Origin of the sequence: Archangium gephyra (assembly GCF_049060025.1) — a bacterium.
In the GTDB taxonomy this organism is placed as follows: domain Bacteria; phylum Myxococcota; class Myxococcia; order Myxococcales; family Myxococcaceae; genus Archangium; species Archangium gephyra_A.
Genome location: NZ_JBMEQQ010000002.1, coordinates 8,227,591 through 8,239,497, shown reverse-complemented (window position 1 = coordinate 8,239,497; position 11,907 = coordinate 8,227,591). Strand labels below are relative to the sequence as shown.

Genomic DNA, 11,907 nt, shown 5'->3' with positions numbered 1-11,907 from the left:
TGACAGAGGACGCACACGGCGGCGCACCCGCTGCCTCCCCTCGGAGGCCTCGGTGTTGTCCGTGCCACCGGCACGGGTCCTCGGCAGGTTTTCGGACTCACGGGCCCCGTGGCCTCGCGAGGAGGCCACCTTCCCTACTGGCCGTCGCTTCCCAGTCCTCGGGAGAGGACCAGTGCATCCTGACGGTTTTCGTTCCCGTTCACCGCTGCGGGGCAGTCCCGGACTCGCACCGGGTTCCCTCGAGTCTCCACCCACAGGCGGAGAACCGAAGACGGGGCGCGGGATATGGCGGCGGGGAATCTTTGTCAACTGCGAGTACCGCGGGCGGGATTCGAACCCGCAACCTCTGCGTTCTGAGCGCAGCACCTCTACCAGGTTGGGCTACCGCGGCATGTGCTTCCACTGCTGGACTGCGAGTGCCGGAAGCGGGAGTCGAACCCGCAACCTCCAGACTCTCGATCTGGCGCCTCTACCGAGTTGGGCTACTCCGGCGATGGGACTGCTGGACTGCGAAGAGCGGCCGGCGGGATTCGAACCCGCGTACACCTGAGTGGCGCTCAGGGGCCTCGTGCCTCTCGGCCACGGCCGCATTTGGGTGGAGCGCTCCTGCAGGGAATCGAACCCTGTTCACACGGTAGACGGCCGTGCTGCGATCCAATCGCATCCAAGAGCTTGTGCTGCGAGTACCCCGTACGGGTGTCGAACCCGTCTTTCCGCATGGAGAGTGCGGTGTCCTTGCCGATAGACGAACGGGGCAGGAGATCAGGACCCGGAAAAGCAAGAGGCCGGGTCCCTTTCTGGGAGCCCGGCCTCTGAGTCCCGTGCCTCGTCTGGGACGAGGACGCGGAAGCTTCAGAGTCCGGGCGGTAGACCACCCATCAGCTCGAGGCCGAGCAGGAGGTCCAGAGCGGTATCCAGACCGGGACGCGAGAGCGCGTCGATGCCAGCTTCAGTGTCGTTGAGGTGCTTGAGGTTCATCGGGCTCTGCGTCGTCACCGTCGTCATGGTCACCGCTCCTTTCATCGAGAAAAGACGCGGCATAAATCCGTTCCTGACAACGCCCGTTCACGGGGGACCACGGCGGGAGCCGCCTGCTCCTCAGCCCGCCGTGAGCCGCCCACTGCGATACAGAAGCACCAGGAACAACGGTCCGCCGAGCAGCGCAGTGACGACGCCCACGGGAATGCCCTCGCCGAACAGCGGATAGAGCAGCCGCGCCAGCAGGTCCGAGAGCACGAGGAACACCGCTCCCCCGAGCGCCGAGAGCGGCACGAGCAGCCGCTGGTCCGGCCCGAGGATGAGCCGAAGCAGGTGGGGCACCACGAGCCCCACGAAGCCGACGAGCCCCGAGAGCGTCACGGCTCCCGCCACGCTGGCGCTCGCGGCGAGCAGCAACCATTGCCGCGTCCGGGCCACGGTCACCCCGAGCGAGCCCGCGTCCTCATCCCCCAGCGTCAGCAGGTTGAGCTGCCCCGAGAGCGCCACCATCACGCCAATGACCACGGCCTGGAGGAGCGCGGACAGGACGAGCGTACCGGGCTCCTCCGGGCCCAGATTTCCCGCGAGCCACGAGAGGATGACCTCCAGCCGCTCCCGGCCGGAGACGGTCTTGATGAGGGTGATGGCCGCCGCGGCGAAGGTGTTGAAGATGACCCCCGTGAGGAGCGCGGCATAAGGAGCACGGCTCCCGTGACCACGGCTGACGGCGAGCACGAAGAGCATGGCCGCCACGGCGCCGATGAAGGCGAACAGGGCGGGGGCGGAGATGCGCGCCAGCCCGCCGCCAAGGCCTGGAGCCACCTCGTCCACACGGGCCAGTCCCAGGGCGATGGCGAGGGTGGCTCCGAGCGCCGCGCCCCCCGAGACGCCGAGGATGAAGGGGTCCGCCAGGGGATTGCGCAGCACGCCCTGCAGTGTGGAGCCGGAAGCGGCGAGCCCCGCCCCGACGATGGACGCCAGCAGCACATGCGGCAGCCGGACCTCCCAGAAGACGCGGCTGTTCGTGGACCCGGGACGGGTGAAGGCCTCGGAGAGGGGGAGGACCCACTCTCCGAAGGTGGCGGCCAGCAGCACCGCGGCGAGCAGCAGGAGGAGGAACGCTCCGCACAGCCCGAGCACCCGGGCGGGCGTGAGCGATCGTCTTCCAAGGTCACGCGGGCTCATGCCTCGTGCTCCACGCTCAGCGGGGGGTGCCCGCATCGGGCTTCGCCGCCGGATGCAGCAGCTCGAACAGCTCTTCCAGTCCGCGCCCCAGCGAGGGCCCCGGCTGCAGCAGCGCCATGGAGGGCACCTCGACCCAGCGGGCTTCCGAGAGCACCGGAAGCGAGGCCACCTTGTCCTTGCCCACGTCCACGTCCGCGGCATCCACCACCACCTCCGGCCCCACCATCACCGCACGCTCGAGCGACCAGTTGGCATACGCCGAGCCCGCGCCGGCGGCGACGTTGATGGCTCCCGCATCGCGCAACAGCTCGTCCGCGAAGGAGCCCGGCCCGGCGACGATGAGCGGCTCGAAGCCGTAGACGAACAGGACGCGTGGCGCCCGGGAGCCCTTGGCGCGCTCGCGGATGCGGGCCCGGGTGGACTCGATGCCCTGGACGAGGGCCTCGGCCTCCTTCTGCTTGCCAAGCGCCTTGCCCACCGCACGCATCGCCTCCAGGGTATCCGCGACACGATGCAACGGCAGCAGCAGCACGGGCACCCCCAGCTCGGCCATCTTCTCCACGGCGCGCTGGTTTCCAGGCCCGGGCTGGACGAGCAGGAGGTCCGGCTCGAGCCCCACCACCCTCTCGATGGAGGGGTTCACGAAGCCCCCCACCCGGGGCAGACCGGCCACCTCCTTCGCCTCGTCGAAGCGGGAGACGCCCACGAGCGTGCTCCCCGCGCCCAGGGCGATCACCGTCTCCGTGAGCGACGGAACGAGCGTCACCACGCGCTTCACCTTCTCGGGAGGCTTGGGGCCCAGGAAGCGAGGACCTCCCTGGGGAGGAGCCGCATGCGCGGCGGTGGCGAGGCACAGCGCGGCGAGCAGGACGAACGGAGCGAGACGGGTCTTCATGGGGAGGCTCAGGGAATCGCGACGACATCACCGACGAGAGAGGGCCCACGGCTACGTGGACAGGCGAGGATGGGAGGCTCGGCACCGGGCCCCAGCCCGCGCCGCTCCACGAGCGAGTCACCCACCACCTCGAGGACGAAGACGCGGCCCGCGTTGTTGTCGCCCACATAGGCGCGGCTGCCCACCACGGAGAACCGGCCAGCCGAGGGGAGCGGGCACGAGGTTCCCTCCGGGCAGCGCAGCGCATGCGAGGCCACCACGCGACCGTCCGTGCCGAGCAACACCAGGCCCGTGCCCTGCACGTCGATGAGGTTGAAGTTGCGGTCGTAGGTCGCCGAGCCGCCACAGCTCACGAGCAGCCGCTCTCCTACGGGGACGACCCAGAAGGGATTGAGGCAGCCCGTGCCGAGCTCGAGCAACTCCACCGCGCGGGAGGCGGGGTCGAGGCGGGCCAGCAACCCGGGGCCTCCGACGGAGAAGTCCCGGGGATCCAGGTTGCCGAGCGCGGCGTACACGCGGCCCTGGAGCACGGCGATGCCCGCGGGCGTGGGCTCGGTGGTGTGGCCCGGGAAGGGCTTCAGGGCCTCGCCCGTGGGCAGCGGGAAGGTGTCCGTGACGGTGGGCGTGCTGGGGTCCGCCACCGAGACCCGGACCACCTTGCCGCCCGCGGACGCGTCCGTTTGCAGGTTGCCCAGCAACGTGACGTACACGTCCGAGCCGTCCAGCACGAAGCCATACGGATTGGTGTTCGCGCCGAAGTTCACGCTGCCCACGTCGGTGAGCGTGATGCCATCGGGGAAGCGCGGGCCGCTGCCTCCCGAGGGCTCCTCGTCGCGCCGGAGCACCTGCAGCGTGTTGCTCGTGGAGTTGAGGATGAAGACGTAGGGGTCCCGGGCGAGGAGGTGGTTGGGAACCAGGCCGGTGGTGTTCCGGGCGGGCAGCTCGCCATAGTCGGAGAGCCGGGCCTGGAGCAGCCGCATGGACGCATCCAGCACCAGCGCGACGTCCTGCATGCGCGCGACGGTCTGCGGACTGGTCCCCACCGCCACCGAGGGCCCCTTCACATCCGGCCCCGCCTGGATGCCCACCACCTGCCCGGTGTTGAAGCACGCGGCAACGAGGTCATAGGTGCAGCTCCCCCCACGGCAGCTCCGCGAATCCGCGCACACGTTGCCGCACGCGCTACAGTGGAAGGCATCCGTGTCCAGGTCCACGCACGAGCGGTCACAGCGCTCGGAGGACGCGAGGGCGCAAGCCGCCTTGCACTGCCCCTGTTCGCACACCTGGTCCGGAGCGCAGGCCGTGCCACCCTCGCCCGCGCAGCCGCCACAATGAGCCGGGTCCGACGCCGTCACGACGCACTCCCCCCCGCACAGCGTGGAGCCCGAGCGGCACTGACAACCGCCCTCGACACAGACCTCCGTGGCGGAGCAGGCCACACCACAGGCCCCACAGTGGGACGACGTGCTGGAGAGGTCCACGCACGCCTCGCCGCAGCGGGTCTGCCCCTCGGAGCAGAGAGGGCCCTCGTCCGGGCACCCCGCCAGCAGCAGGGAAAACGTCACCAGGAGCAGCACCGTGAATGCCCCCTCTCCCTTTGGGAGAGGGCTGGGGTGAGGGTCTTTCCGAATCATGGAGAATCCGTTCCGGGGAAGGCCCCCGATACCGACAGGTACACGGCGCGGCCGGGGAGCGGGTAGCCGACGAAGTCCTCGGCGCGAGCATCGAAGAGGTTCTTCACCTCGCAGGAGACCGTGAGCCTCCGGGCGAGCACCGAAGGTGCTGGCCACTCCGGCATGGACGAAGGCGCGTCCGGGCAGCGACATCGAGCCATCCCGGGTGAGCGCGTGGGCCGACTGGGCCACCACCTCCATGCGCCCCGTGAGCCACCGGGGGCCGCCCATCACCCGCGCCGCCACCTTGTGCCGGGGCCGGTAGGGCAGCTCGCGCAGGTAGAAACGCTCATCCCGCTGCAGGTCGCTCGACACGGTGAGCGTGTAGCTGAAGGCCCCGGAGAGCAGCGGATGCGGCCGCCACTCGCCCTCGGCCTCGAGTCCCAGCACCCGCGCGTTGGCGAAGTTGTACGGCCTGGCCGCGCCGGGCGGATAGGCCTCGTAGGAGATGAGATCCTCATAGAGGCTGGCGAAGCCGCCCACCGAGGCGAAGGACTCCTCCGAGCGGTGCACCACCGCCGCGTCCGCATACAGGGCGCTCTCGGGGCGCAGGTCCGGGTTGGGCAGCAGCGTGCCCTGGCGCACGTACAGCTCCAGGAAGGAGGGCGCGCGGTGGGCCCGGCCCGCGTTGGCGCGCAGCTCGAAGTCCCAGGGCAGCTCCACGGTGACGCCCACCTTCGGAGACAGCAGCGTGTACGGGCCCGCCCGCTCCACACGCAGCGAGGGCGCGACGGTGAGCTGCCCGTCCCACAGCAGCACTTCGTCCATCGCCATGACACTCGCGCGCAGCCACGACGGGTCTCCACCGGAGGCCTCGTTCGTGTCCGCGGCGGTCACGGACTCACCGCCCACGCTCACCAGCGCGGACAGCGCGTGCCACCCGCCCAGCCGCACGTTCCCTTCCAGCTCCACCCCGCCGAGCTGCTGCACCTGCGGCTCCGACTGGCTCCAGAGGCCGCCCGACAGCGCCACCCGGTCCCGGCGGAAGTACGCGCGCGCGTTCGTCCGCACGCCTCCCGGCAGCGTGCCCGTCACCCGCAGGCTCGCCGAGCCGCGTCCTCCCGACTGCCGCGCGTCCCCGCTCGGGTTCTGCGCGGTGCCCGCGAGGCCCCGCTCATCGAAGGAGAGCTCGCCCAGCAGGTCCGCGGAGAAACCCCGGCCCAGCGCGCGCCGCAGCCGCAGCAGGCCCCCTGCCCCGCGTGCATCATTATTGGTGCGCCGCTGCTCGAGGAGCGCGTCCCCGGGCAGCGTGGGGCTCGGATCGAAGAGGTACGGGAAGCGCCCGCTGGAGGTGCCTCCATGGACGAGCACCAGCGCCTCGCCGCCCGCGAGCGGCCCCGAGGCGGACAGCCACCCCTGCGCAGTGTTCCAGCTCCCATAGGAGAGCTCGCCCGCCACGCGCGCGTCCTTGCCGGGACGGCGGGTGATGATGTTGACGGCGCCGCCCAGTCCCCCGGTGCCGTAGCGTGCGCCCGCGCCGCCACGCAGCACCTCGAAGCGCTCGGCCATCGCCACGGGCACGCGCGACAGGTCCGCGATGCCTCCGGGGCCGTTGAGGGGAATGCCATCGAGCAGCACCAGCGTCGCGTTGGAGGACGCGCCCCGCACCACGAGGCTCTTGCTCTGCCCGTAGCCGCCCACGTCCTGCAGCGTGACGCCGGGAGCGGTGGACAGCATTGCCGCGGTGTCCCGGGCCGCGCCGCCGAACTCGTCCACCTGGATGACGGTGAGGGCGCCGCTCGGATCCCTCCGCGACGCCGAGTCGGGCGGCTCGGGAGTGCTGGCCTTCCCCACCACCTCCAACGTGGGGACGCGAAAGGGCTCGCCCTCGGGCGCGTCCTCGGAGGGCGGAGCCGGAGTCTCCGGGGGAGGCGACGCCGCCTGCTGCGCAAGCGCGGTACTGCTCGTGCTGAGCGCCAGGCGGAGCAACCGCCCGGCGAGGTACGACCGCCGCATGAACCCGCCTTCCGCTCTCTCCGACGAAGAGAGAAGGCAAACGCGGGCAACTCGCGCCCACACCCCTGGGCAGGTCTCCTGGCTGTCGGACTCCGGCCGAGACGCACACCGCGTCTCCCAGAAGGGCTCCTCCACCTTCCCCCGGCAACCGAGCCGGAGTGGCGACTACCGAGGACCCCTGCCCTGACCTCAGGGCTGCCCGATCACAGTGGCGGGACCGCGCCGGACTCGCACCGGCTTCCCTCTTGAAAGCCCGGTATGGGCACCCAAGGGCAGGCCCTTCCTAGGGGCTCAACCCCCGCGCGTCAAGCCACCCTCGGTGACGTGCGCTGCCCGGGGGCCGCGGGAGTGGCGATCCAGCCAGTCGAGGATGAACTGGTTGAAGGCGGAGAAGTCGACGAAGGTGGCCAGCACGTCCCCGAAGCGCAGCGAGGCCCGGTCGAACAGCGGCGTGGGCCGGCCGGGGATCAGCAGCGTGCCGTTGTGCCAGGTGCCGTTGTGGCTGCCGTCGTCGGCGACGTACCAGACGCCAGTGTGCTTCTCCTCGCTGAAGGTGGCGTGCACCCGCGAGACGGTGGGGTCCTCGACGATGATGTCGTTGTCCGGTGTACGCCCCAGGGTGATGCCGGGAACCGGCGTGGTGATGCCCTGGGGACGCTTGCGCACCTCGAGCACGAGCGGCTCGGCGAGCGTGGGCCGGCGCAGCGACAGGCCCGTCATCGTGCTTCGGGTGAAGAGGGGGCGCACTCCCATGGGAGGTGCCTCCCACACCAGCACCGGCCACCGCACCGCGTGCCGCACCGAATGAGGATCATCGAGGAACTGAGAGGCGAGGGCGGAGAACTTCAGATGCACGGGACTGCCCTCCAGCACACGAGGGGGTAACGGTCAGGGTGTGCATGGAGGGTGATCCGGGCCAGTCCCCCTCGGCGGGTGAGGGCGGGGAGGACAGCGGCGCTGGAAGTACCCAGTGGGAGCATCCATGCCCGTCCCGTGCCCCGGACACATGAGACGCCGCTGTACGCCGCACGCCCGTGCGCTCCGAGGGAAACCCCGCTGGCATGACACCTGCTCTGTGCGGTGGACAACCGCGCCATGGAGGCGCGAAGGAGAGGGACAAAGGTGGTCGAGATGCTGACGGCGGGGAAGCGGTTGGCGGTGTTCTCCATCCGCGAGGGCAAGGGCGGGAGCATCTGGGTGCGGGCGGGGAGCGCCTTCGTGAACAAGGATGGCTCGCTCAACGTGCTGCTGGATGTGCTGCCGCTGGATGGGAAGCTGCACGTGCGCGAGGCGGGGGACAAGAAGGACACGGTGCAGGCGGGTGGCGGCGGGCGCTACGGGCTGGACGGCGGGCTGGACTCGCTGCCGGTGGGAGGCCACTCGTGAGCGGACGGGTGATGGGAGTGGCCGTGGTGCTGGGGCTGCTGTGGCTCGGGCCCGGGAGCGCGCAAGCCGCCCAGGTGAAGACGCGCACGCAATACACGGGGGTGGTGAACCTGAACGAGGCGACGGTGGCGCAGTTGGATCTGCTGCCGGGCGTGGGTGAGAAGGCCGCTCAGCGCATCATCACCTGGCGGGAGAAGCGGGCCTTCAAGCGCCTCGAGGAGCTGGTGCGGGTGAAGGGCTTCGGCAAGAAGCAGTTCCTGAAGCTCAAGCCGTACCTGACGCTGCAGGGCCCGACGACGCTGAAGGCGGAGAAGGTGCCCGTGAAGCCGGACGGCGTCCGCGTCACCGTCCCGGTGGCGACGCGCTGAGTGCGCGGGAGAGCGGGTGCCCGTCCCCCGGGCATCCTCTCTCTCCGGTATGTCCCTCACTGGCCGGCGGCGCGGGTCCGCGGGACGGCGTCGGCCTGCTCGGTGAGGGCCATGTCGGGCGTGAGCTGCAGGGGTTTGACGGGCGCGGAGGTCAGCGTGGTGGCCTCGCGCAGGGCCTCGATGAGCTGCTGCCGTCCATGGGGATAGGGCGCCTCCGCACCGGTGAGCGCCAGGAGCTGGCGCTGCAGCGCCTCGGCCGAGGGCGTGCGCAGTGACAGGTCGCGCTGGAGCAGTCCCATGACGATGGCGTCCAGCGCGGGCGAGATGCCGGGCACGGAGTGGGAGGGCGGCGGCAGCGGCTGCTCGGTGGAGGCGAGCATCAGCGCCGCCTCGTTCTCGCCCCGCAGCAGGCGCTGGCCGGTGAGGGTCTCGTGGAGGGTGAGGCCGAGGGCGAAGAGGTCCGCCCGGCCATCCAGGGGCTTGCCGTAGGCCTGCTCCGGCGCCATGTAGCCCGCCTTGCCGCGCACCGTCTGCGCCTGGGTGAGGGCGAGCTGGTTGGCCGCGCGCGCGATGCCGAAGTCCGACAGCTTCACCTCGCCGATGCGCGAGAGCAGGACGTTGGGCGGGTTGAGGTCGCGGTGCACCAGGCCGAGCGGCTCGCCCTTGGGGCCCCTGCGGCCGTGCATGTAGTTCAGCGCGGCGGCGATCTCCACGCCGAGGTAGGCCACCGCCGCCGGAGACAGCCGCTTCCAGTACACGCGCCGCAGCAACGAGCTCAGCGGCATGCCGTCCACGAATTCCATGGCGAGGAAGACCGTGCCCTGGTGCCGTCCCAGGTCGAGCACCTGGACGATGTTGGGGTGGATGAGCAGCGAGCCCAGCTCCGCCTCGCGGCGGAACAGGCCGAGGAACTCCTCGTTGTCCGCGTACGCCGGGAGGATGCGTTTGATGGCCACCTGCTTCTCGAAGCCGCCTTCGGGGCTGTAGGTGGCGCGGAACACCTCGGCCATACCGCCCACGCCGAGGCGCTCGTGGAGGAAGTACTTCCCCATCACGTCCTTCTCACGGATGGCGCGCAGCGCGTCCTCGGCCTTCTTCACGATGACGCTGGCCAGCGTCGCCGCCAGCGGCCCGTAGCAGAAGAGGAACACGCAGCGCATCAGCACCATGGGGAACGTCAGGGTGCTCAGGGACTCGGGCGGGAGCCGGGGCTGGGCCACCAGCAGGTACAGGCCCATGTACTCCAGCGCCGCGAGCGCCGCCGCCGCGTACGCCAGCTTCTTGCCCGCCCGGAGCGCGCACACCACGATGAGCGCGCCCCAGGCCACCAGGGGGGGCGTGGTGAGCGCATACACCGCGCCCTGGGAGTACACGTCCATGATGAACACCGCCGCCGGGATGGACACGGTGATGGCGCTGTCCATCCACTGCATCGCGGGGTGGAAGCCGCCCCGTCGCAGCTCCCGCAGCATGAGCGTGTAGTAGATGCTCAGTCCGCCCGTCAGCCCCGCGATGGCCACCGAGAGCCGCCAGCCAATCACCCCGGCGAGCAGCAGCGCGGCCGTACAGCTCAGCAGGTTCATCCCGCGCATGAAGCGCGCGATGGACATCTCGCGCGGGACGACGTCCTGATCCAGGTAGTCCTGCAGCAGGCGGGCGGAGTGCGGCACTGGGGGGGCAGCGGCTTCCATGGAAGGCCAGTCTATCCGACTTCCTGGGCCGGCATCGACGCCCCCCCCAGGAGGGACCCCCCTCCCCTAGCCGAACGTCATGTTCATCAGCTTCACGATGGGCTCGTCCCCATAGAAGTCGATGATGTTCACCGAGGCGTACCCCTGCTCCATCCGGAACAGGTTGGCGTTCGGCATGCCCAGCGCCTCGGCCAGCAGCGTCCGGTTCACCCCGCCGTGCGATACCAGCACGAACGTTTCGCCCGCGTGCCGCGTCCGCAGCACCCGGCCCGCCGACAGCACCCGCTCGCGCATCTCCGGGTAGCTCTCCCCCTCCGGGAAACGCACCCGCGTCGGATGCGCCATCCACTCGGCGTACACCTCCGGGTAGCGCTGCTCCGCCTCCTCGTAGCTGAGCCCCTCGAAGAGACCGAAGTCGATCTCCCGGAACGCCGCCTCCGTGTCCACCGCCATCCCCTTCAACTCCGCCAGGGGAGCCGCGCTCTCCATCGCCCGCTGGCGGGGGCTCGTGTAGATGCGCAGCAGGGGCGCCTCGGCCAGGAAACGCGCGGCGCGCTCGGCCTGCAACCGGCCCGCGGAGGACAACCCCACGTCCAGCCGCCCGTAGCACCGGCCCCGCATCTCCTCCACGGGCTGCCCGTGCCGCACCAGCACCATGCGCGTCACACCCTTCGGAAGCCGCCAATCCATCACGCCTCCTCCAGTCCGAGCAGCCCCACGAACACCCACGTTTCACTGACTTCCGTGTTCGCTCCCATCGTGTCTCCCGTTCATCCCCCCATCCTTTGCATGCACCAGGCGCACCCAGCCAGCGCGCCTCTTGCCACGTTTTCAGGCGGATGGCACCAGCCCTCGGCGTCAGGGGGCTGAACCTACCCGGGCCGACACGTGCGCCCAGGCGGCATTGGCCCCCCGGACCACGGCCATCATCGCCGAGTCCACCCCCGTCCAGGGCACCAGCCGCCCCGCCACCAGCCCCAGCGCGAACGTCAGCACCAGCATCCGGCTCCCCCACCCACGCCGCCCCCTGGCCCGCGGCGCCGGGCCCTCTGCCGCCCGGGCCTGCTTCAGCGCGACGCCCTCCTCGTCCAGCACGAGCACCCGGACCTTGATGCCGCCGGAGATCAGCGCCTCCACCAGGGTCTCCAGGAAGCGCTCGTAGTGCTCCGGCGAGAGGTCCAGCTCCATGCCATGGTGGGACGCGTAGCGAAGGGCCACCGACTCGTAGCACCGCAGGTGCGCCTCCTCCTTCGCGGTGTCCACCCAGCCGCAGACGATCGAGGGCGCCGGCCCCTCCCGCGCGACGAGCGAGATGGACTGCCGCGCCAGCAGCCCTCCCGCCGTGCTGGGGCCCTCGGGCTCGTCCACCCGGAGGACCCGGTAGGGCGAGCGCCCGAAGAACCGCCGGGAGAACGTGTCCCGCAGCAGGTCCGCGATGAGGACGGCCCGCGTCGAGAACGCCGTGCGCAGGGGCTCCGGCTCCTCGTCGAGCGGTGCGATCAGCTTGCCCGTCGTGTCCTCATCGGGCACGCGCGGCGCCGTGCGCGTGGCCCCCGTCAGCTCCAGATCCGGGTAGTGCCAGGAGACGTCCCCCGTCTCCTCCAGGGCGGAGAAGTCGAGCTTCCGCTCTCGCCCGAGGTTCAGCTTCCTGTCCGCCATGCGTTGCTCCCTTCCAGGCCCTGGAGTCCGGGCGTGGCACCATAAAAGGGAAGGCGTACCTTTGGATACCCACCGGAGGTCCATCCGTTATAGCGGATACACTGCTTGACAAACGG

General features: G+C 70.6%; 10 protein-coding genes, 4 tRNA genes and 2 riboswitches. Of the genes, 2 read left to right on the top strand and 12 right to left on the bottom strand.

Going from position 1 to position 11,907, the window contains the following annotated elements:
• Window positions 1-64 precede the first annotated feature (64 nt).
• A riboswitch (cobalamin riboswitch) is annotated at window positions 65-285 on the bottom strand.
• A gap of 31 nt (window positions 286-316) precedes the next feature.
• The 9 genes from ACN28I_RS36195 to ACN28I_RS36155 form a co-directional block, all read right to left on the bottom strand.
• Window positions 317-391, bottom strand: a tRNA-Leu gene (locus ACN28I_RS36195).
• A gap of 26 nt (window positions 392-417) precedes the next feature.
• Window positions 418-492 (bottom strand) — tRNA-Leu (locus ACN28I_RS36190).
• A gap of 23 nt (window positions 493-515) precedes the next feature.
• Window positions 516-589 (bottom strand) — tRNA-Gly (locus ACN28I_RS36185).
• Between the two features lie 95 nt (window positions 590-684).
• Window positions 685-756: transfer RNA gene (locus ACN28I_RS36180), tRNA-Glu, on the bottom strand.
• Between the two features lie 96 nt (window positions 757-852).
• The gene (locus ACN28I_RS36175; RefSeq protein ID WP_420946461.1) at window positions 853-1,005 is read right to left on the bottom strand and encodes a hypothetical protein; all 153 of its coding nucleotides are present in this window, start codon (window positions 1,003-1,005) and stop codon (window positions 853-855) included.
• A gap of 93 nt (window positions 1,006-1,098) precedes the next feature.
• Entirely contained in the window at window positions 1,099-2,163 is a 1,065-nt protein-coding gene (locus tag ACN28I_RS36170) for a FecCD family ABC transporter permease (protein WP_420946460.1), read from the bottom strand.
• Between the two features lie 16 nt (window positions 2,164-2,179).
• Window positions 2,180-3,058, bottom strand: coding sequence for an ABC transporter substrate-binding protein (locus ACN28I_RS36165; RefSeq protein WP_420946459.1), 879 nt, complete (start codon window positions 3,056-3,058; stop codon window positions 2,180-2,182).
• 8 nt (window positions 3,059-3,066) lie between these two features.
• Window positions 3,067-6,687: an MXAN_6577-like cysteine-rich protein gene (locus ACN28I_RS36160; RefSeq protein ID WP_420946458.1), complete on the bottom strand. Its 3,621-nt coding sequence runs from the start codon at window positions 6,685-6,687 to the stop codon at window positions 3,067-3,069.
• A 50-nt stretch (window positions 6,688-6,737) separates the two neighbouring features.
• A riboswitch (cobalamin riboswitch) is annotated at window positions 6,738-6,972 on the bottom strand.
• A 6-nt stretch (window positions 6,973-6,978) separates the two neighbouring features.
• On the bottom strand, window positions 6,979-7,542 hold the full coding sequence (locus ACN28I_RS36155; protein WP_420946457.1) for an FHA domain-containing protein: 564 nt from the start codon (window positions 7,540-7,542) through the stop codon (window positions 6,979-6,981).
• 276 nt (window positions 7,543-7,818) lie between these two features.
• On the opposite strand from ACN28I_RS36155, the gene ACN28I_RS36150 reads away from it, so the two are divergent.
• Together ACN28I_RS36150 and ACN28I_RS36145 are read left to right on the top strand one after the other, a co-directional pair.
• On the top strand, window positions 7,819-8,073 hold the full coding sequence (locus ACN28I_RS36150) for a hypothetical protein (RefSeq protein ID WP_047863136.1): 255 nt from the start codon (window positions 7,819-7,821) through the stop codon (window positions 8,071-8,073).
• Window positions 8,070-8,441, top strand: a complete 372-nt coding sequence (locus ACN28I_RS36145; protein ID WP_420946456.1) for a ComEA family DNA-binding protein — start codon at window positions 8,070-8,072, stop codon at window positions 8,439-8,441. The genes ACN28I_RS36150 and ACN28I_RS36145 overlap by 4 nt, the downstream gene beginning before the upstream one ends.
• A 56-nt stretch (window positions 8,442-8,497) precedes the next feature.
• Here ACN28I_RS36145 and ACN28I_RS36140 read toward each other — a convergent pair whose 3' ends face one another.
• The 3 genes from ACN28I_RS36140 to ACN28I_RS36130 form a co-directional block, all read right to left on the bottom strand.
• Entirely contained in the window at window positions 8,498-10,111 is a 1,614-nt protein-coding gene (locus tag ACN28I_RS36140; protein ID WP_420946455.1) for a serine/threonine-protein kinase, read from the bottom strand.
• An 87-nt stretch (window positions 10,112-10,198) separates the two neighbouring features.
• Complete coding sequence (locus ACN28I_RS36135; RefSeq protein ID WP_420946454.1) at window positions 10,199-10,822, bottom strand: histidine phosphatase family protein; 624 nt, start codon at window positions 10,820-10,822, stop codon at window positions 10,199-10,201.
• 168 nt (window positions 10,823-10,990) lie between these two features.
• Window positions 10,991-11,791, bottom strand: a complete 801-nt coding sequence (locus tag ACN28I_RS36130; RefSeq protein ID WP_420946453.1) for a hypothetical protein — start codon at window positions 11,789-11,791, stop codon at window positions 10,991-10,993.
• Window positions 11,792-11,907: the final 116 nt, after the last annotated feature.

Bases quoted from the DNA above. Each gene is read 5' to 3' on its own strand.
- ACN28I_RS36175 (WP_420946461.1), bottom strand. From the start codon at position 1,005: ATGACGACGGTGACGACGCAGAGCCCGATGAACCTCAAGCACCTCAAC.
- ACN28I_RS36160 (WP_420946458.1), bottom strand. From the start codon at position 6,687: ATGCGGCGGTCGTACCTCGCCGGGCGGTTGCTCCGCCTGGCGCTCAGC.
- ACN28I_RS36170 (WP_420946460.1), bottom strand. From the start codon at position 2,163: ATGAGCCCGCGTGACCTTGGAAGACGATCGCTCACGCCCGCCCGGGTG.
- ACN28I_RS36135 (WP_420946454.1), bottom strand. From the start codon at position 10,822: ATGGATTGGCGGCTTCCGAAGGGTGTGACGCGCATGGTGCTGGTGCGG.
- ACN28I_RS36130 (WP_420946453.1), bottom strand. From the start codon at position 11,791: ATGGCGGACAGGAAGCTGAACCTCGGGCGAGAGCGGAAGCTCGACTTC.
- ACN28I_RS36150 (WP_047863136.1), top strand. From the start codon at position 7,819: ATGCTGACGGCGGGGAAGCGGTTGGCGGTGTTCTCCATCCGCGAGGGC.
- ACN28I_RS36165 (WP_420946459.1), bottom strand. From the start codon at position 3,058: ATGAAGACCCGTCTCGCTCCGTTCGTCCTGCTCGCCGCGCTGTGCCTC.